Below are 20,902 nucleotides of genomic sequence, written 5' to 3' on the forward strand. Positions count from 1 at the left end.
TGTTTTCTATAAACGATCGGCGAGGTCTTCGAGAAATTTTTTGTTCCGCTATTTCCAATCATTCGGAATTGTCACTAAAAATGCGACTGGGGTCGCCTTCTTGTCATCATAAACCAGCACTAAACGTTCTCCTTCTTCAAACCATCCGAGTCCTTCCCAGTTGGCTTTTTTTAATTTATTTTTATCCGACGCTGAACCTTTTTCGATCACGTCGGATAAATCTAGTGGGCCACTAAAAGGGCGTCCCTCCATCGTGAAACGCTGCAACCATTTATGTTTGAATCTTTCATCCGGTGGCAGCTGAGAATCAGTACTTTCCGAACTGAGCAAAACAATGAATCCCCATTCTTTTTTTCCGTTTTGCATTTGATCCCATTGGTGCCAAACTAAGTCTGGAGCTCGAAAACGTTGCGCGAAAGGTTCTGTTCCCTGGGGTTTAGGAACATCAAGCCGCAAATGTTTTAGCGCGTCCTTCTCTTTGAGCTTTCTGCAAGGATTTGGATTCTCCTTACATGAGCTCTGAATCAGCTCTCCATTTCGACCAACATCATGAACCCAAATAATGGGGAAAAAAGGAATTGTTCCAACAAGATCTTGTAATTGAAGAGGAAGATCATTTTTTTCTGGGTACCCTCCCTCCCACAATACAGCAACACGAGACGATCCATTATCAAGAGTTCGGACAGCCAAGCCCTCTAATCCACGGTTGCCCAATTCACTCAACGGGCTGTCATATTCCGTAAGAATTCCATCTTTTCCTATTAACGCTCGAAGCCTTTCTGAAAGAACCACCACCTGACTATTAGCCAGAATGTCTATGGCTTCGAGATCGATCCCGAGTTGGCTTTGCTTCCCATCAGGAATTTTTACTCCACAGAGCTTAGGTATAGGAATGATATCAGTACCAGCCTTTGGCGCATCGAAAGGATAGTAGGTCCCAGGTTTTCCATCATCGACAATAACAAGCTTATCGCCTAAACGGGCAATCCCTGAAGCCTCTCTTATTTCTACTTTTTTACATTCCTCATTCTCCTTAGTCACTTGGGAAAATCCGAGCCCTACGAAGAAGAAAACTGAAATAGCTATGGCCAAACTTCCGTGAAAGAGTTTTCCCCATTTCTTATAGGTAATCATTGAAGAGACCTCTCTATTTCCATACATTTCTTGATAATTATTAGTTTGGTTTCAAGCCAATGATTTAATTCTTTTTGGTTATATGCAATTTCATTTCATCTTGACGGTAAAGCCTTTGGGACCCACTGAGGTCCAAAGTCCCATCGTAGAACCGGTGATTTGCATAACTACCCCGTTCTGGTTAGCCATAGAAATAACAATGCCGCCGCCGCCTATGGCAATTCCAGCACCAACAGAATAATAAGTACCTATGAAATTAGAAAGAGAGGGAAGGTGTGATATTGTCGCTTTCCCACTCATACTGCTAATGCCTACATCAGCAAGACCAAAACCATCCATAGTAAAAAAGTAGGTACCATCTTCATAGTCAAGCTGTCCCTCTCCCCATTGAGCGCCCAGCCCTATTCCGGCTGATGTAAGTTTTAGTTTGATATTTGCTGGTTTGCATTGATCTTCCGGAAATCCAGTTAATGGGAAACATAGGAGAAGAAGAGCTAAACACAAGAAAAACCAAGTCCGTGTAATATGTTTAATCATTTCTGTCTCCTATCTAGCAGCCCATAGAATGAATTTTCATACCCATAGCAAATGAATGGAAACATGTTCTAACTACCTTGTTGAATCGTGAGTTTTCCCTCAAATACAGGTAAGTACAGGGTATCTCCCTCAGCGATAAAGGTGACGGTCAAAGGGCCACCCTTATGCAGTTTATTATATGTTGCTTGATTCGAGGGTGGAGCCAGCCCAAGAACAACGTCAAATTGACGCACGGTGGAATTAGACACACTGGGTTGAACTGACAAGTTAATAGTGTCCGCGCCTTTTGTTATTTTGGCTTTGAGTTTTAAACCAGGGTAAGCATCCTTCCAATTGAGTGGCAGGGTAATGCCTACAGTGTTGCCTTGACCGATGTCCGCAATATTGAGCGTATTTATCTGGATTTTTGAGTTGGGACTGTTCTTCTTATAGAAAACAACGGTTTCTCCGGTATTCAATTCTTCATCTTGAGCATTCTCATTTGGTGTAATCAGTAGCGCAGCCTCAAGTACAGTACCATCCACGTATTTAGTTTCATCGAGTTTAGGTGCACTTTTTGCGGCCACCTTTTTTTGATCGCTTGTAATAGATGCATCAAACTTATTCCACTTGTTTTTGCCTTTTATCCTCAATCCCAGTCCAATTGCATGGTAGGCATTGGGAGGAGTTCCTCCGAGAATGTCATACGCCAGAGGACCATCATTAATAAAACTTGGCGGAGGATTAAAAGTGAGTTGGTAGACGGCTGATGATCCACACCGCTCCTTTTTCCCTTGGTCCATCACGGGAATATGAAACTCGCCGCTCCCATGAGTAGTGTAGACTCGCAATTCAGCCTGTTTGGTAGAGTTTGTCGTAGGAAATCCGTAACTACCGAATGTCGCTCGAAGACCAGCCATATTGGGAAGCACCCTCACTTCAGGGGCCGGGCTGCCATTTAAATATACTTCTGGATTGCGCCACAAATTGGCACCGTGAATTAAAAAGGTTTTCGCAGGCGTACACACTGAAATTTCAGGCGGAAATACCGATTCGATATTCGTATTGATCCTTTTTGCGATTCTATGAAGAAAGACCCCATGGTTATTTGCAATCTTCCTGGTTAATTCATCTAACCCGGCAGCATTTACCGGAAGAGAAAGTTCCTGTGATACTGGTGTTGAATTAGGAAGTTTCCCGGCATTCTGAAAGTTGAAGGCAGACCAAGATCCAACCCATACGGATTCTATGTTTAATTTCACGCCAAGCCACCAAGCAGGGATTGACACATCTCCGCCGATTTGGTGTCGAGCAACGACATGAGTGAGTTTTAACTTGTTTCCTGCAGGGTCCACTCGCACCTTGGGCCCAAAAATCCATCCAAGCCAAGAATGTTCAGCGTTTTCATTGTGCCCGGAAAAGCCCATGACTAAAGGAGCACGCTCCAACGAATCGACTTTTCCCATCATGCTCCGCAAATAACCAAGGCCCGCATTCATGCCCACGCCATATTGGGGGACTGTGGCTGCAAGTGCAAAAGCCATTTGCATAGTATTTGCTGCACTCGCGATCGTGGACAATCGTTGGTCGCGTTGATTTGGTATAGTTGCATATACATGAGTTTTGCCCTTGTAGATATCTTTACCGCCAACTGAGGAGGTCAAGTCATTCTTAAATCCTTCTGGAACTTCAATCTGCAGTGGTGAGCTGCCATCTACAGATACGACTCCTGAGCTCTGAATAGACAGAGAGTTTTTCGTCGCTAGTTCATTACATGCTTGATTGTCGAGAATTAGAGCACTATTTGACTGCTGATGAGGAAATAAGTTGGACTTGGATAGTAGGGTCTCATTTTTTACCTTTGCCTCATATCTTTCCAAAGCTTTGTTAATATTTTCCGGGAACAGGCCTTCTTGGCGTAATGCCTCTAGGGCTAGACGTTTTGATGCTTCCAATTGAGAGAATGCCTTTAGCTTTTCTGGCAAACTGTTATTACAGTATTCGGTAGGTGGACTTTCCGAATCTAAGAATTTAGGGGATGCGCGAGCCAACTGTGCTTCTCGGGAAGTTGAAGATTCAGGAAGAAGGGCTAAATAGAGAAATACGCAGTATTCACTATTTTTGACATCGTCTGAAGATCCACATGAAATACCGTCCTTCAGAGGCATATAGTCCAATTCAACCCTAAAGAGTCCTGTATCCTGGCCAAGCTCGGTATAATATCTCCGATAATCCCCAAGATGGGCTAAATAAGGATTTAAGGTTCTTTCTTCGTATGTATTGAGTTTAAGGGTCAAATGTCGGAGCCACTCAATATAAAGATTTTTGAGGCTAGGTTCGGAATAATCCGGGGGCGACAAAGTAATTCGGCTAAATCCCCATCTATTCTTATCCGGTCCCGGCAACACACTGGCCATAAATTGAAGACGGTATAAGGTATTTCCATCCAAGTCATGCATGTCATCTAACTTGGCTTCAGAAAGATCACTTTGGACCATAGCCCGGTAGGCTTGCATGGATGCATACCTGTCTTCCGGAGAAGTGTTGATGCCACTCTTACGAGCTGCCGCAAAACCGCCGTTTTCAATTTTTCCCAGTAAGGCGTCAAGCCTTGTCCTCAAGGTGCCTAAACTGCTTTCCATGCCAGCGAGGTCTTCAAATTTCGGTGGGATCAACCCACCCCCATTTTCGCCTGCTCCTCCAGCTTGATTTGGTTCTACCTGTTTGGTGGGATCTGCCTGAAGGTCATCAAGTTGTCGTTGTACACCAAGTAATTCTGCTCGAAGTTTTGTTGATTGGATTTCATGCCTTAACCCCTCTTGCTCAAAGGCCATCATGCTCGTCGGATCAAATTTTATTCCCAGTTGACCAGTCAAAATAGAGATGGCACTGAGATCCCGTCTTAATTGAGCCTCATATATCAATGTTGGACTCTCGTCCAATAGTCGCTTTAGATGCTGAGCTTCTTCCAAACGATCATTTTGCAAGGTAGCTCGTGAAAAAACTTGGGGTTCACTGAGAATAATCTTCGCCGGCAAGAACTCCGCATTTTCATTTACGTCATCAATATTGGCGCTATAGAATTTGTTCACAGGATATAAATAGTTGTCGATGAAGCCGCAGGAAGGAGTCATAAAAATAAGGAGAAAAAGAAAGAGTCTGTTTACTGGACAGTCATTTGTTCCCATTGAATTCCTCCATTTTCTTGCCGTCTTTCTAAAGAACTGTTTTATCCTATTTATCCTATGCATCCAATTTAATTGTTTCGTTTTTTGTGCATACCCCCAATGTCATAAAAGTCGCGTTTTGCAGAAGCCTTCAACAAGCAGAAAAAGCAATTTTCATACCTAGCTGGCCAGTGGCCGTTTTGGGATAAAACATCTACATTTCTATGATATTTAGTCTTTTCACAAATTTCATTGTCTCAACGAATCCAAAACATTTCGGATTCCTATGACAATTATGTAAACCTTGGTTACAGTACCCTTATCCTAAAAATCCACCATCCTCTTGGCCTAGTGTTTCGGGAATAGGCCTAAAGTTCGTGCTTCAGGCAAGCACGATTCTTAAAATCTTAAAAAATACAGTGAGCAGTATGTTTTTCATAAAAAAGGCCCAGGGAGTTCTTCGCTCCCTGGGCCTTCCCTGGCCCTTTCTTCATAAAAAAAAGAGACCTCAATAATTTTTGCAATTTGGATCTATTTGTGGTCTGCAAGGTACTCTTCGTCAACCTCAAATTCAAGAAGGAATTTTTTCCCTCCACCTCTGCCTTAAGGTTTTATACAGAAATTTCGCGATCTTAAAACGTGGGGCTCAATAAAGAGTTAAACGAAAATTTGATAGGCCTTCAGGAAAGGAGAAATTCAAAAAGAGGAGATTTATGATTAGAAGTTTGATAGGTGTTTAGGATCTATTCAAAACCATATATTTTAGTAAGGAATGTTTGTGGCTGGGGGACCAGGAATCGAACCTGGGTTCACAGATCCAAAATCTGTTGTCTTGCCCCTAGACGATCCCCCAACCAGGGCGACACCTTATCCGTCTGGGGTCTATTCCGTCAAGAGTTTCGTCCGTGGCTTGTTGCTGGTCACTCGTCCCCCAGGAAACACAAAAAGACGTATCACGGAATACGCTTCACGCATGGCGCTTCACGTCTGCTATGCTAAAACACTCGGCCTGTGACTATCCAATGTCGATCATCTGGCACATCGATTAACAGTCGGCTCATCTTCATTTCGGCCAAATGGGCGGCCACTTCGTCTTCGGTAAGGGCGGCCAGCAATGAATTGTAAAAGTCTCGACGAAGCTGTTCCGGTTCATTCGCAGCATATTGATCGACTAAGGCTTGAGCCTCTTCAGTGGTTTCGGGTCGCAATAAATCCATCACGATAACTGGAGCCCCTGGTTTGCCTAGTTGTTTCATGGCATACCAAAACTGAAATGGATTGGGCACATGGTGGACGAGACTATTTGAAATGATGGCATCCGCTTGTTCCGGCAGCTTGATGTCCTGAAATCTCTGGCAGAGGACACGAACGCGATCACCGACGTTCGCCTCATCAATGGCTGCCTGCGCCAGATTGATCATGGGGCCAGAGGCATCCACTCCAATTAACGTGAGTGACGGACAAGCCTGGGCGAGCCGGATGAGGATATCTCCAGGCCCACAGCCAAGGTCGAGAACGACCCCTTCTCGAAAATCTTGGAAAATTTCCAAAAACTGTTCAACGAACCATTGATTTTCTTGGGCAAAATCTGCGCGAGCGTAGGCTCGGACTTGCTCCTCTCCATCCATGATTTCTGGCTCAAGCACTCGTTGCATGATTCCTCATTCATCTAAAAAATTTTCATAAAAAACAGATGGGTTACTAATCCTATCGACAGTGTCGGAGTGGGTCAAGAAAATTGGCATAGGATACTGGAATATGTTGCATGCCTCTTGGGTTCCCGCTATGGTCCCTTCGAGGATTTTTTCCTGAGGAGTGGATCTCATTAAATGGCCACCTACGCCATCGGCGACATCCAAGGATGTCTGGCTTCCTTTCAAAAGCTTCTTCGCCAAATCGCATTCGACCCTGACACTGATCGCCTTTGGTTAGTGGGTGATCTCGTCAATCGCGGTCCGGATTCGTTGGGAGTATTGCGGTTTGTCAAAAGCCTGGGGCCATCGTGCGTGACGGTGCTTGGTAATCACGATCTCCATCTTCTTGCCATTCATGCGGGCATTGCCTCGCTTCATAAAAAGGATACCCTCCAACCGATTCTCGATGCTCCCGATTGCGAGGAACTCCTTCATTGGTTGAGACACCAACCACTCCTGCATCGGGAGTCTCTCTATGTCTTGGTCCATGCGGGGATTTTGCCTCAATGGTCTATTGAGCAGGCCATGGAGTTGGCCCATGAAGTTGAAGGGGCGCTTCGATCCGATTTTTATCAAGATCCATTGGCCGCACTATATCGAAGTCGGGTTTGTAAATGGAGAGAAGATCTATCCATCTATGAACGTTTAGGGTTTACCACGAATGTGTTGACAAGAATGCGAGTGTGTTCTTCAAAAGGTCGAATCGACCTGTCGTTTAAGGGCGAGCCAAAATATTCTCCAACAGGCTTCTCTCCATGGTATCTTCTTCCGCCAGATTGCCCTAGAACAGAGACGATTATCTTTGGGCATTGGTCTGCCTTGGGTGAACTGGTTCACGAGAAGCACATTGGCATTGATGGCGGTTGCATTTGGGGCAAGGAATTGATGGCCTTTTGCCTCGATGACCGAAGCATTTATCGAGTGGCATGTTCCTCGTAACCGTTCTTCTATCCTAACCCTATCTTAGAAACTTTCTGAAAACGCTTGTGGGTGTGGGGAGACTGTATCTTGGTGGATACGGTTCTGTATACAAAAGGATACGTTTTATTTTTTTTGTTGATTAGCACCGGAACTTTCAATCTATCAAAAAAGGAAACATTTCACTAAAGAAACAACATGTTATATTTCAAACGTGCATAAGGAATTTTTGTTATTCCCTTGGCATGGGGATTGCTCCCTTAGGTAAAAAAGAGGAGTGTCTCTACATATCTTTAGAAGGGGGGAAGGGGTTGCCCTGCAATCTTTTTTTGAAAGACGGATAAGGTGCCAGTTGATGGGATATCCGATCCTAGTGAAGTGCGGAAGACGAGGAAAAATCAGGTATTGACATTAGGGTTAATATTCTAGTCATATACACAAAAATTTCATGCCATATTACCTATCTAGTGATATTCGTCACAGACTTTGCGTCAAGTTAAAAAGTATAAGAGCGCGGGTACATCTCATTCGGCATGAAGCCGATTTATCCGTGATCAACTCTGCACGCTTCAAGGCAAGCACAAGGAGGTCCAATGAGCGTGAATTCTTCCCGAAGAAAGGCAAGGTTAGAAGCAAAACGATCCGATGGGCAACCTGCCACTCGTGTTCACATTCGGCCGGTAGTCGCCAGGGCTCCTTCTGGTGTCGTGGAGCATTGCCTTAAATGCCAAGGCTGGATCGTGGTGCAAGAAATTGATTTATCCAAAAAACTCGAAATGCGATGTTTGAATTGCGGATGGCAACCACAGTATGGCCAGCGAGTGATTCAAGAAACTGAGGAGGCACGTTCCATAAGGCGATTTACGGCAGATTTATTTGGGGGGATGTCCAGCGATCTTCCTTCGACACCTCTTGAGGAATCGTTTCAACGAATTGATTTTTCGAAACGTACAAAAAGCCGATAGAAACGGTTTTTAAAAGTCTTTTTATTAATTCTCACAGACTTCCATCTTGCCTCATGATGTTCTCTTCTTACCTCCAAAAAGTGAGAAGTAATGGTTCCCCTTTTTATCTCTGAGTCTCTTGGCTAAGATAGCGTGTGGATGTTTCGTCCTCTTTAAATCTTCAGAGATTAGGGGGACCTTTGGACATTCCAAAAGTCCAACATTTATGGGGTGCCTGAAACCTTCTCATTCGTAAGAATAAGCCCATTCTAATTTTATTGTCCTAGAAAAGAAGGTTGTGGCGGGTAAAGCATATTGGTGAATCCTTTTCAAGAGTGATGGGGGGGTTGACTCATTGATGCATTCAATATTTATGGTGCTATGATCTAAGTATTGTTCATGGCATGGAATTTATAGCGGCGGTATCTTTTGCCGCCTATTCTTTCGCTTTCCCGACCCATGGCAATTTTCGAAGAGAACACGACCTTTCCGCGCGAAGCTGTTAAGGCGAAGGCTGGTAAGATCGTGCGGCTCCAATATTTTTCCAAAGAATTTTCAACTTGCCACTAATGGACCGGCGGTAAGCGTCTTTTTTAAAAGTTTAAATACTATAGGAAAAAGTGTTTTGACTTTTTCTCCTCCTTTATTCTGAGTCACCCTTGCTTTTCTCTCACCGAATAAGTCTCCCTTCTTCTCATTCCCATTGCAGGGGTATGCTGGTTTGGGTTTTTTTTCTTGCTGGCCTAGTCTGGACCGGAGCCCAAGAACCCGTATGGGGTCAAGACGTCGTAGTTCTGAAATCCGCGGACGTGGGAGCGTATAATGCGGCGGCGTCTGCCTTGAAGGAGTCCCTTTCTCCTGAGGTGGAGATTGTGGAATATGATCTCCAGGGCGATCTTACCCAGGGACGAAAACTTGGGAAGAAAATTCGAGCGACTTCCGCCCGTCTAGTGGTGGCTATTGGCCTCAAGGCGGCCCTGGCCGCCAAACTGGAAGTCCTCGATATCCCTATCATCTCCTGTTTGGTACTCGATCCCAATAAGTACGATCTCGCCCGCCAGAACCTGACTGGGGTCAGCCTAAGAATCCCCATCCAAACCCAATTTGCCTTGATCCGAAATTTGGTACCCGACTCGAAACGAATCGGGGTCCTGTTTGATCCCACGAAAACCAATGGCACGATTGAAGAAGCCATGCCTCTGGCTAAAAGGCAAGGTTTGGAATTGATAAGCAGCCCGGTCACATCCCCTCAGGATGTCCCAGACAAGTTGCGGTCATTGGTATCGAATATTGATGTCCTCTGGCTAATTCCTGACAGCACCGTTCTGACGGAAGATTCTCTGGAATTTCTCTTGCATACCACGTCTGAGGTGCGAGTTCCGGTCGTAGGATTTTCCTCCGGACTCGTTCGAAGTGGAGCATTGGCCGGGCTCTATATCAATTATGCTGAGGTTGGAAAGCAAGTCGCGGGTCTTGCGCAGAAAATTCTTCAGGGACAATCGATCCCTCAAGGAACCGTGCTGCCCCCGGAGCGCGTGAGTTTGGCTATTAATAAGCAGATCGCAGAATACTTAGGGATCTCCATTTCTCCTCTTCTATTACGAGATGCGGAGGAGGTGTTTTAACCCAATGCTCCGAGTGCAGCGGTAGCGAAAATGATGCCACCTGGTATCGATGAACTCAGGACACCAATTCGAATGACGAGTTTACGAACGAAGTTTATCGTATTCATTAGTGTCATTATTATTGCCGTCTGCTCTGGCTTGAGTTGGTATGTCGTGAATCAACAAGCTCAATTCATGGCTGAATCCTTGAGAAGCACGGGACTCAGAACCATCAAAAACTTAGCGTATAATACCCGTTTTCCGCTGATTGCCAAAGACACTCTTTCCCTAGAACGGTTATCCGATGGGGCGATGAATGCCGAGGAAGTGGTGTATGTGATCATGACTGATTCAAAAGGCACCCCCCTAGTGTCAAAAAGCAAGGGGGCCCTTGGAACTGGAAGCCAAGCACGAATGATCAATGCCCCACTCTATCCAGATGAGCAAATCGTACAATCTTTGCTGGCAGACCCACAGAACGATCCAGTGATTACGGCGTTTAAAAGCAAGGGCCAATCCACTTCTTCTTTCAGAACCTCTTCGCCACCATGGTGGAATGTTGGGTTTATCGACCAGACTGAACTCCTCTATGACTTTGCGGTCACGGTAGATCGGCGGGCGGCTTCTGATTCGTTGCTGGGGCCTCTTGCCCTGGAGGAACAAGAAGACGTCGGGGGGTTGGAACGTTCGGCTCAACCTCAAAGTACGATTCATGGGGTTGTTCAGGTCGGTGTCAGTAATGAGACGATGATTCAACAGCTCAATGATATCGTGTGGAATATCGTGCTGATCACGTTTTTAATTATTGCCTTAGGTATTGTGGCCACGACATTATTGGCGAATCGGATCATCAATCCACTCCGAAGTTTGGCCGACGTTGCCAAAAAGGTTTCGGCTGGTGACTTCTCTGTATCCTTGGAGCCCACCACTCGAGACGAAGTCGGTCAGTTAAGCATAACGTTTAACACTATGACCAAAGCCATTCGCGACCGAGAGCAGGCGATATCCGCCCAGGTCGCCACGATCACCAAACATGCCAACAAATTAACCACACTCAATCAAACAGGGTCGGCCATTGCCTCGCACTTGGACCTCAATGCTCTCCTCAGTACGGTCTTGCATCTTTTAGTTGAAAAAGTTGGGTTTACTCACATGCTGCTCATGCTCTATGACCCTGAACGAGGTCTGGTGCATCAAGCGCAAACAGCAGGTATTCCTGACGAACTGGCTTCTCATATTCAATCGCTGGAAATTCTGATTCAAGAAGATGGCAGTTTGCATGCTGATCTCTTGTTTCGTGGTGAGGCCTTTTTAATTCCGGAGATCCAGACGGTAAGTGCTCGCCTCGATCCGCGAATCTTTCCTTATATTATGCAACTGGGGGTCACTTCCTTTGTGTGTGCCCCTCTAAAAAGCCAGCAAAATATTTTGGGATTTATTGCTGCGGATAGCACCCCAGAAATTTGTACACAAGAAGATCTCGATTTGTTGATCACCATTGCCAATACGGTGGGAGTCGCCATTGATAATGCCAAAGCCTATCAACAGCTTGAACAATTAAATATTACGCTGGAGGAGCGGGTCGATGAGCGAACCCAAAAACTTACCGAAGCGAATGAGAAATTGCGGGAGTTGGATCAGCTCAAATCGGCATTTGTCTCTATCGTTTCCCATGAGTTACGGACGCCCATGACTTCAGTGAAAGGGCTTGTGGAAAATATGCTTGATGGCTTAACCGGGGAATTAACCGACCGACAAACGTTTTATTTAACGCGAGTTCGAGCCAATGTTGATCGCCTGACTCGAATGATCAATGACCTCCTGGATTTATCTCGCATCGAAGCCGGGCGAATGGATTTTACTCCCGTTTCTGTTTCCATGCCCGAATTGATCAAAGAGGTCATCGAGAATCTCCAAGCCATGGCAACCGAGCGTGGTTTATCGCTGGCCCTGGCCCCAAGTCAAAACGTTCCGTTGGTTCGGGGCGACCGCGATAAGATGAGCCAAGTGCTTACCAATTTGGTTCATAACGCAATTAAATTCACTCCCCCCTGCGGTCTCGTCAATATTAGTATAGTCCAAAAGGTTGACCAATGGGTTGAAGTGTGTGTGGCAGATACGGGATGCGGTATTCCCGATGAAGAGCTCCAAACCATCTTTGAGCGGTTTTATCGGAGCCCGACTGGGCCCCTCGAATCCAAAGGGGCGGGATTGGGGTTAGCCATTACGAAAAACCTTGTGGACCTCCATGGCGGACAGATCTGGGTCGCGAGCACCGAAGGGAAGGGGTCAAAATTTTTTATCACCTTTCCTGTTGCCGGCCATGGTTATGGTTAATGAAGAGTGAAAGGCTAGAGACAAACAGGTCGGAATCTAGGGACACAGTTGCCTCACATGTGGCGCTCTGTTTCTCGGTGAGATTTCGATTAATTGCAACCCAAAAAATTCGTTGAGTAGAATGACGAATCTTACTTCCAGGAACGGACTCCCATGGTCACTAGGATGTTACTTTTGCAGCCTGAGGCGTGGTGGGAGAACGGGGGACAAGTTTGCCCATGATTAATCAAGTAAAGAAAGCCTACCGCGCTTTTTCTTTTTTGCGAATTTGCCAAAAACCAGGTGTTGTTTGTCGACTCCTGATTCCATTGTGGGTCTTGCTCTTGATCCATGGGCTGTCTCTGCAAATTATTGAGGCGAATCCGGGAATCACGGACGATCTTCTGGAAAGCTCATCTGACCAGGTGATGGATGACTTACGATTCCTTCAGGAGGAAACCGTCAGCATTGCTGTCTTGCACGAGCAACCCATCTCCGAAGCTCCTTCAAACGTTTATGTCATCACCGATGACGACATTCGGCTTTCCGGCGCCACTGACCTCCCCACGGTTTTGCGTCGAGTCCCAGGTTTGGAGGTCATCCAGATGACCGCGGCGGATTTTAACGTCAGTGTTCGAGGAGACAATCAATTGCGAGCGAATAAGCTCCTGGTGTTAATCGATGGCCGTTCGATCTATGAGGATATACAAGGTGAAGTCTTCTGGAAAATGATTCCGGTGACCTTACCTGAAATTAAAAAAATCGAAGTGCTTAAAGGGCCAGCATCGGCTGTCTATGGGTTTAATGCCTTTGATGGTGTAATTAACATTATTACCAAGTCTCCTGAAGAAATGAAGGGCATGCATGTCCAGGTGGGAGCAGGGGAACTTGGTTCCGTCACCAGTTCCGCCGTTTATGGAGGAAAATATGACAAGCTTGGCTATCGACTCTCTTTGGGACGAGATCAAACTAATCAATGGGATTCCAGGAGCTCGCTAGGGTTCCGTGTCCATAAATTCAATGTGCAAACAGAGTATGAACTTTCAAGCCTTGCCACGGTTTCAGTGTCGGGCGGGTTGGCGGATGCCAACCGGTACGATGGGCCTGTGACCAATTTGGTGATTTCCCAAGGAGAACCGTCACAAGCCTATACGAAGTTTGAATATAAAAGACCGAACCTTTTTCTGAGAGCTTACTGGAACCGATCAAGCGTGCCCAATTTGCTTCAAACAAATCCGCTTCTTCCTGGTCCTTTTGCCATTACCGATCCAAACCTCAGTTCCAACCAAACCCGAAAATGGAATAGTTACAATTTTTCCGGACAGCATGCCCTGGAATTCGGTTCTACCAATCGGCTGTCCTATGGAATGGATTATCGGCACAATACAGTCTCAAGTAATTTTCTTGACGAATTCAGTCGGGAAGATCGTTTCGGTGCCTATATACAGGATGAGTGGCAGGCTACCTCCAAACTTACCGCCACGGGTGGGATTCGAGTTGATCTCCATACGGAAATCAATCCCACTTATAGTCCGCGTGTTGCCTTGATTTACCGATTTCTACCCAACCACACAGTCCGTGGAACCATTGCTGTGGCATTTCGCCCTCCCACGATTTTTGAAACCAATACCGATTCTAGATCGGCATTCGGGTCATTCGTGACTGGCTCACTGAATGGATCTTCTAACCTCAAACCTGAGGAAATTACTTCATATGAAATCAGCTACCAAGGCTGGTTTTTCAAGCACCGGGTTCGGGCAAGAGCCGACCTCTTTTATAATCAAGTCTCTGACCTGATTAATTCCGTCCTCCTGCCACCCGGAGGTACTGCTCTGGTCTTTGCCAATGGCGGGGAGGCAGACATTTATGGGGGGGAGGCCGGGATTGAGTTTTGGCCGCTGCCTTGGTTAAGTGGCTTTGCTAATTATTCTTATCAAAATAGTGATCAGACCTTTGCCGGGACTTCCCAGCGAGGTGGCCCAATATTTAAGGTCAATACAGGTTTTAGAGGAGACTGGGAGAATGGTTTCACCGCGGAAGTCATTCTTCATCATGTGGAGGGCGCCACATATCCTATTTCTTCAACATTTAATTCATTTGTAGCCCAAGGCCGAATACCCGCCTCTAATGTTCCGAATCCCCAAGTCGACAGCTATACGCTCCTCAATCTTCGTGGTGGATACCAATTTTGGAATGACCAACTGGAACTAGCCCTTTCCGTCTTTAATGCTTTGAATGATAAACACAAAGAGCATCCACTTGGAGAAATTATTGGCTCGCGTGTTATGGGATGGATAACCTTTAGGTATTAACACGGCAGTTTATCCAAATTTCATTTTTCCCTTTCTTCACTCTTTCCTATATTGTGTATCCAAAAAGATAAACCTTGTATCCAATTGGATACAAATTTTCATCTTATTTTTATAATGACTTTATGTGCCAATAATATTCCTATTTCTCTAACTGATTAAGACCCCAAGGAAATTTTCTTCCTCTGTACATAAATAGGGTTTTAAAAAACTCGGTATGATTTTTGCGTAGGAAATTATGAGGTTTCTCGCTTCCAATACTAATTCAAGAATAGTATAGGGTCTGCCTTGAAAGTCCTAAGTGAGAGGCCGGGCAAGAAGCCAAAGAAACAAAAGCCACTTTTCATTTATTACTCACAATTTATTTTGGAGGCACGTCATGCAAAAAGTAACATCCTCTCCAATGTCCATTGAGTTGGAAGACACGAATTCAGTTGCGACAGCCTTAGAGCCGGCTCTCAATGAGTTAGGCCTACGAAACTGGAAGGCTGGACATGGAACTCACTGTACCTGTTGCTGTAGTTGTTGTGCGGCTGCAGGGGGTGAAGCTCTCTCAGAGTAAGGTGTAATTAAGTACAAACTGCTCTTAAATCTCCTCTAAACTCACTTTGAGAAACTACATTGTTTTCTAAAGATCTTGGTGTAGGGGGAAGGGAGGGTAAGTTTGTCCTGGAATTTCTGGAGGTTATCTTGAGAAGTGGGGTACTTTCCCACTTCTCAAGGGCCTGGCACTAAAAGTATTGATTGCACCATATCCCTTGTTTAAGTTAAGTGAGTTCTTCACTCCTAAGGTTCTTGGGTTTTACACATAGGGACTAGGTACCATGAATCTTGCTAATAGCGATCAGTCATTTTCCTCCCTACCGGTCAAAATAATTCCTACCCAAGAAGGCGCTATTCTCAAACGCGGATGTACGGAAGTCCAGATTCGTGGTGAACAGGTTGGAACCATTATTAAAGAGATTTTTTCTCTTTCGTCCAGAAATAAAATGACCAAGGTAACGCTCTTGTCATTCTTTTCTCCCGAGGTTCAGTCCCCTGTGGCGAAATTGATCGATCAACTAGTTGAGCGAAGGTTTTTAGTCTCCAATGCTTCTCTCGATACCGATTCCGGTTCTACTGAAGGACCTGCCGACATCTTTTATTGGCATTTTGACCAAACCCAGCCTGCCGTTCAAGAACTATTGCACACTAAAAAAATTACGATTCTCGGAGTCAATTATATTTCTCGACAACTGGCCATTTCCCTTAGGGAATCTGGATTTTCCCAGGTTGATGTAGTTGACGATCCCGGATTACGAAACCTTCGATTCTTCGATACGGTTCAGGAAATATCCACATCCATGTGGCCGTCAAATCTCCCTTTGGCTATAGCCATGGAGTCGTGGGAAGCCCTTCGAGATCCTTCTTCTCAAGGTTGCGTGGTTCCTACGTGCGACTTTGGCAACCCTCATGCTCTCAGAGAATGGAATGCACAATGCGTCCAACAGAACATTCATTTCTTCCCCATCGTCTTATCCAATATGATTGGTCAAATTGGTCCATTTGTCATTCCTCAGGAGACGGCATGCTTTGAATGTGTATTGATGAGGCAACATTCTCATTTAGCCAATCCACCAGCCAGGCAAGCGGTGGATGAAGCGGCTTTTGATTCTCAGGCGGTGGTTGGATTTCACCCTTCCATGGCTTCCATTCTCGGGAACATTGCAGCCATGGAATTGACCAAATTTTACAGTCAAGCCATGCCTTTGTGGAATGTAGGGAAACTTATTGAAGTCAATTTGTTAGCCACTCGCATGACCACAAGAAAAGTCCTCAAAATTCCTCGTTGCCGGGTTTGTAGTCCCTTGCAAACACGCTCCGCTATTACTCCAGACAAACCTCTTTCACAATTTAAATTTTCCAAGGCCCAATCGTGATTACCACACGGAAACCTTCATTTCATCGATTGGCCAACATTGTGGATGCCATCGTGGATGAGCAAGTGGGCATTGTGAAATATGTCAAGGAATTCCGTCGGGAGTCGGGCATGCCGGATTTTTTCTGCTATTACGCCAAGGCCTGCAACACTCTGGCTTTTAGTAAAAATAAAAATTTTTCCAATACCGGAGGGGCTTCGATTTTCCGAGAGCTTGCGGTTGCCAAAGCCATCGGAGAGGCGGTGGAACGGTATTGTTCGGCCATCTTTGACCAAGACCAATTACCCCTGATTTCCTATCAAGACGCTCCTTTTTCTTGCATCGCTCCCGAGGATTTTGCGCTTTACAGTGAGGAGCAATATCGTCGACCGGATTTCCCGTATAGGCCATTTACGTCTTCGACCCCTGTTCGATGGACTCCGGCAAGAGATCTCTTTAACAATGAACCCTGGTACTTGCCGGCAGCCACAGTATTCATGCCTTATTGGTATGACGAAAAGAATGGAGAAACTCCCATTGTCCAACCAATTTCCTCAGGATTGGCATGCCACTGCAGTTTTGAGGAAGCGGCTATTTCCGCGATTTGTGAGGTCATTGAACGTGATGCCTTCATGATCACTTGGCAAGCTGCTATATCGCCTCCTGCCATTAACCTTGAAACACTCAGTCCTGAAAACCAGGACTTGGTTTCGCGTTTTGAGCGGACGGGCAATTCGGTTTTTCTCTTCCATTTGGCTATGGATTACGAGGTTCCCGTCGTGTTGGCTGTGGCTCGGTGCTATGTAGAAGACGGTCCTGCTCTATGCTTTGCAGCTTCCGCGGACCTTGATCCGGAAGATGCTGTACGGAAAAGTTTGGAGGAACTTGCTCATACACGTCGCCTGGCTCAAAGCCTTAAGTCGAGTGAACCGAGTATCGAAGCAAATCCTGGATTTGAGGCTGTTAGCAACCAGGATGCGCATCTCCGGTTCTACGGAGATCAAGCCCATGGTCGCTTTGCAAATTTTATTTTTTCCTCAGAGAAACGCGTCGCGTTCCAAGATATTCCATCCCCATTCACAGGAGAACCTAATATTGATCTTAATATACTCGTCAACCAAATTCGGTTGGTGAATCACAAGGTCCTGTTGGCAGACCTCACAACATCCGATGTTGGAGATCTTGGGCTTTCTGTTGTGAGGTCCGTTATTCCAGGATTTCACCCATTACAAATGGGACATGCGACGCGGGCTCTTGGTGGATCGAGGCTTTGGGAGGTTCCACAACGATTAGGATATCCCGGAATCACCCGAGAGAGTGGAGATAATCCGGCGCCCCACCCGTATCCGTAAGAGGTTACTCGGTCCCGGCCTTGGGCATTTCAGGTGCGGAGTTTCAAGTTTCAATTTTCAAGCATCTCTGAAAGTTGTTCAAAACATGAGGTCCCCAGATGAGTACTGACACATGGAATGAATTGTTGCTTTCCTCGACAACTGAAGACGCGGCCTGGGAGCTGTTTCATGAAAATTCAAAGCTTGGACGGTATTTTCAAGGCTTATCGGAAGAGCAAGTTGTGCAAAAAACTCAAGAACTTCATGAATCTCTACCCTTTGAAGGATTTCCCTTGGTGGAACTCCCGGTCCCTTTGGCCACCCCGGCCTCTTCTCTGTCAGACACAATTCTTAATAGGGTGTCGGTTAGAAATTTTTCCTCTCGTCAATTTTCGCTGGGCGAGGTAGCCACATTACTGCACTATTCCTACGGTGTTACTCGGAATAACCAAGGGACAAATCTTTCACGATCATTCCGGGCGGTTCCCTCTGGTGGAGCACTTTATCCCTTGGAAATCTTTTTTCACTGCGTGGGCGTAGATGGTCTTCTCCCTGGACTCTACCATTATAATTCTGCGGGTCATCATGTTCGTCGCCTTCGTGCAGGTGATGAACGACAGTCGATTGCTGAGGCCATCATCCAACCTGACCTGGCCCTGGAGGGTTCCCTCATGATTTTTATTACCGCAATGTTTGAACGTACCGTGTTCAAATATGGAGATCGAGGGTACCGATTTGCCTTACTAGAAGCGGGGCATGTTGCGCAAAACATGAACTTGGTGGCGACGGCGCTCAAATTGGGATGCGTCAACATTGGTGGATTCTATGACCGTGATATTGATGCCTATTTGGATCTCGACGGTATTTTACATTCGACAATTTATATGATGGCGATCGGTGAACCTAAGCGTCCCGACCAATAAGGAATCTAATAAATTGGTCCGTTGAATGGAAATTAATCATTCCTGCACCCAAAAATTTATGTCTTCCCCTGATCGCTACAATGGGCCTTCCTCCAGCAGCTGCACCATCCCTGAAATCCTTACCGTTGATGACGAACCGGATATTGGGCTGGCATTGACGGATTTATTACATCAAGAAGGCTACGGGGTCACCGTGGTTGAAACCGGACGGGCGGCTTTGGATATCAGCGAGTACCATCAATTTCATGCCGTGATCCTAGATTTAGGGCTTCCCGACTATGATGGATTGGAGGTATTAACCCACATGCTCCGTCGTGACCCAGGGTTGCCAATTATCATTCTGACCGCCTATTCTCCACTGGAGCGTTATACAGGCAAGATCGAAGGAAGCCCGGCTTTTGCGTATATCTCAAAACCTTTTGATCGCAACAAACTTAAAAATATTGTTCGTCAGGCCATTCAACATCGTCTCCAAGTAGAGATTGAAAAAGTCTCTGTCTAAATTGCCTCCAGGTTGTACCCCTAGCTTCCAACAAAGAGTAAGAGAGATTTTCTCTCGGTCAGTCAATCTCCGCATGATTTAACGTTTGGAAATGTTTGAACGGGCTCTGGCCATCCCATTCTCGAAGGTTAGATCATAAAGGTACATCTTAAATTGAACGTAGGAAGAGAAGAGTCCGCTGGTTGGGTGTTGTTTCAAGCAGGAAGGAAGAGGGATACAGGCAGAGGTCAACGAGAATCGTCAAGCTCCGTAATGTCAATATTTTTTTGCTTGACCAACCGAGCAAGGTAAGAGCGTTGAAGCCCTAAGGCTTCTGCGGCTTTGGTCTGATTACCTCCCGCACGTCGAATGGCCTGCTCAACAAAGTAAGTCCCATACTGGTCCATGGCATCATGATAAGTCAGATTTTCCAAAACGGGCAGGTCCTTTGAAGGTTCTTTGCTGAGGCGAAGGTGCTCCGGGCTGATGGCGGGTTCCGTGCTTAATACCACGGCGCGGGAAATTGCATTGTCCAGTTCACGGACGTTTCCTGGCCATGGGTAAGTAAGCATGGTCTCTATTGTCTCTTTGGTCAAATGCATGTTCAGTTTCCCCAACTCCCGCGCAGATCGTTGAAGAAAAAGTTCGGCTAGTGGGGGAATGTCAGAGGGCCGTTCTCTCAAAGGAGGAATGGAAAAACTGACGACATTGAGCCGATGGTAGAGATCCTCTCGAAACTGCCCCGCTTTGACAGCTTTTGTGAGCTCTCGATTCGTGGCCGCCAGTACCCGAATGTTGACGCGAACAAATTTTGTTCCGCCCACACGATGAAATTCTCTATCCTGGAGCAAACGAAGAAGTTTCGCTTGAAGGTCAGGATGCATATCACCAATTTCATCTAAAAATACAGTGCCTCCGTCGGCCGCTTCAATTTTGCCCTTTTGAAGAGCCGTCGCCCCGGTAAAGGCGCCCTTTTCATGGCCGAAGAGTTCATTTTCCAGTAAGGTGTTGGTAAGGGCCACGCAATTGATTACCACAAAGGGCATGCTACGACGGGTACTCCATTGATGAATGGATCGGGCAAATAATTCTTTTCCTGTCCCACTTTCCCCCAAGAGCAACACGGTGGCATCAGAATTCGCGGCTCGCTTTGCCAGATCAATCAGGGAATGCATCTCGGGAGTGGTTGCCACAATGGTGCTATATCGAGACTCCACTTCATGTCTCAGATAGGCCACCTGACGTTGAAGGGATTCCCGCTCTAGCGTTTTTTCTATGACAATGGTGAGGTGATCGACATCCAGGGGTTTCGTCAGGAAATCATAGGCCCCGCATTTCATGGCATCTACAGCCCGTTGGATCGTACCATGGGCGGTCATGACAATGATCGGGGGGTGTGGGCTATCCCCTTCCCAAAGTCCACTTTTTGTTCCGGTCTCTGGTTCAAATCCTTTGTCTTGCCGTAAACGCTCCAATACTTGCATGCCAGATAGGTTTGGCATTTCCAGGTCGAGTAACACCAACCCAGGCTCTTCACTTTCAAGGAATTCGAGGGCCTGCTCCCCATCCCGAGCGGCGATCGTGGAATACCCCAAACTTTCTAAACGGTCCGTCAACATCAAAACGATGTCTGGATCATCGTCAACAACCAGAATTTTTTTATTCAT

At 46.0% G+C, this 20,902-nt stretch carries 15 protein-coding genes and 1 tRNA gene; 10 read left to right on the top strand and 6 right to left on the bottom strand.

What is annotated here, in order from left to right:
- Positions 1-48: 48 nt before the first annotated feature.
- From PPG34_RS11825 to PPG34_RS11845, 5 genes are all read right to left on the bottom strand, one after another.
- Positions 49-1,134 carry a hypothetical protein gene (locus tag PPG34_RS11825; protein WP_313833525.1) on the bottom strand — a complete coding sequence of 362 codons (1,086 nt, stop codon included), beginning with the start codon at positions 1,132-1,134 and terminating at the stop codon, positions 49-51.
- A gap of 90 nt (positions 1,135-1,224) precedes the next feature.
- The gene (locus PPG34_RS11830; RefSeq protein WP_313833526.1) at positions 1,225-1,671 is read right to left on the bottom strand and encodes a hypothetical protein; all 447 of its coding nucleotides are present in this window, start codon (positions 1,669-1,671) and stop codon (positions 1,225-1,227) included.
- Between the two features lie 68 nt (positions 1,672-1,739).
- On the bottom strand, positions 1,740-4,901 hold the full coding sequence (locus PPG34_RS11835) for a hypothetical protein (protein WP_313833527.1): 3,162 nt from the start codon (positions 4,899-4,901) through the stop codon (positions 1,740-1,742).
- Positions 4,902-5,596: 695 nt separating this feature from the next.
- Positions 5,597-5,670: transfer RNA gene (locus PPG34_RS11840), tRNA-Gln, on the bottom strand.
- Positions 5,671-5,812: 142 nt separating this feature from the next.
- Complete coding sequence (locus PPG34_RS11845; protein ID WP_313833529.1) at positions 5,813-6,472, bottom strand: class I SAM-dependent methyltransferase; 660 nt, start codon at positions 6,470-6,472, stop codon at positions 5,813-5,815.
- A 174-nt stretch (positions 6,473-6,646) separates the two neighbouring features.
- Between PPG34_RS11845 and PPG34_RS11850 the strand changes: the two genes are divergently transcribed.
- From PPG34_RS11850 to PPG34_RS11895, 10 genes are all read left to right on the top strand, one after another.
- Positions 6,647-7,450, top strand: a complete 804-nt coding sequence (locus tag PPG34_RS11850; protein WP_313833530.1) for a symmetrical bis(5'-nucleosyl)-tetraphosphatase — start codon at positions 6,647-6,649, stop codon at positions 7,448-7,450.
- A gap of 572 nt (positions 7,451-8,022) precedes the next feature.
- The gene (locus PPG34_RS11855; protein WP_313833531.1) at positions 8,023-8,394 is read left to right on the top strand and encodes a hypothetical protein; all 372 of its coding nucleotides are present in this window, start codon (positions 8,023-8,025) and stop codon (positions 8,392-8,394) included.
- Positions 8,395-9,086: 692 nt separating this feature from the next.
- The gene (locus PPG34_RS11860) at positions 9,087-9,998 is read left to right on the top strand and encodes an ABC transporter substrate-binding protein (protein WP_313833532.1); all 912 of its coding nucleotides are present in this window, start codon (positions 9,087-9,089) and stop codon (positions 9,996-9,998) included.
- 30 nt (positions 9,999-10,028) lie between these two features.
- Positions 10,029-12,314: a sensor histidine kinase gene (locus PPG34_RS11865; protein ID WP_313833533.1), complete on the top strand. Its 2,286-nt coding sequence runs from the start codon at positions 10,029-10,031 to the stop codon at positions 12,312-12,314.
- Between the two features lie 218 nt (positions 12,315-12,532).
- Positions 12,533-14,605, top strand: a complete 2,073-nt coding sequence (locus PPG34_RS11870) for a TonB-dependent receptor plug domain-containing protein (protein ID WP_313833534.1) — start codon at positions 12,533-12,535, stop codon at positions 14,603-14,605.
- A 376-nt stretch (positions 14,606-14,981) separates the two neighbouring features.
- Entirely contained in the window at positions 14,982-15,164 is a 183-nt protein-coding gene (locus tag PPG34_RS11875; protein ID WP_313833536.1) for a hypothetical protein, read from the top strand.
- A 262-nt stretch (positions 15,165-15,426) separates the two neighbouring features.
- A complete protein-coding gene (locus PPG34_RS11880; RefSeq protein ID WP_313833537.1) occupies positions 15,427-16,521 on the top strand; it encodes a hypothetical protein in 1,095 nt (364 codons plus the stop codon).
- The gene (locus PPG34_RS11885; RefSeq protein WP_313833538.1) at positions 16,518-17,852 is read left to right on the top strand and encodes a YcaO-like family protein; all 1,335 of its coding nucleotides are present in this window, start codon (positions 16,518-16,520) and stop codon (positions 17,850-17,852) included. Before PPG34_RS11880 ends, PPG34_RS11885 begins: the two co-directional genes overlap by 4 nt.
- 98 nt (positions 17,853-17,950) lie before the next feature.
- Positions 17,951-18,754 carry a SagB/ThcOx family dehydrogenase gene (locus PPG34_RS11890; protein WP_313833539.1) on the top strand — a complete coding sequence of 268 codons (804 nt, stop codon included), beginning with the start codon at positions 17,951-17,953 and terminating at the stop codon, positions 18,752-18,754.
- Positions 18,755-18,812: 58 nt separating this feature from the next.
- The gene (locus PPG34_RS11895; protein WP_313833540.1) at positions 18,813-19,256 is read left to right on the top strand and encodes a response regulator; all 444 of its coding nucleotides are present in this window, start codon (positions 18,813-18,815) and stop codon (positions 19,254-19,256) included.
- Positions 19,257-19,483: 227 nt separating this feature from the next.
- Here the strand turns inward: PPG34_RS11895 and PPG34_RS11900 are convergent, their stop codons facing one another.
- Positions 19,484-20,902: a sigma-54-dependent transcriptional regulator gene (locus PPG34_RS11900; RefSeq protein ID WP_313833541.1), complete on the bottom strand. Its 1,419-nt coding sequence runs from the start codon at positions 20,900-20,902 to the stop codon at positions 19,484-19,486.

Source organism: Candidatus Nitronereus thalassa (genome assembly GCF_032191465.1).
GTDB lineage: Bacteria > Nitrospirota > Nitrospiria > Nitrospirales > UBA8639 > Nitronereus > Nitronereus thalassa.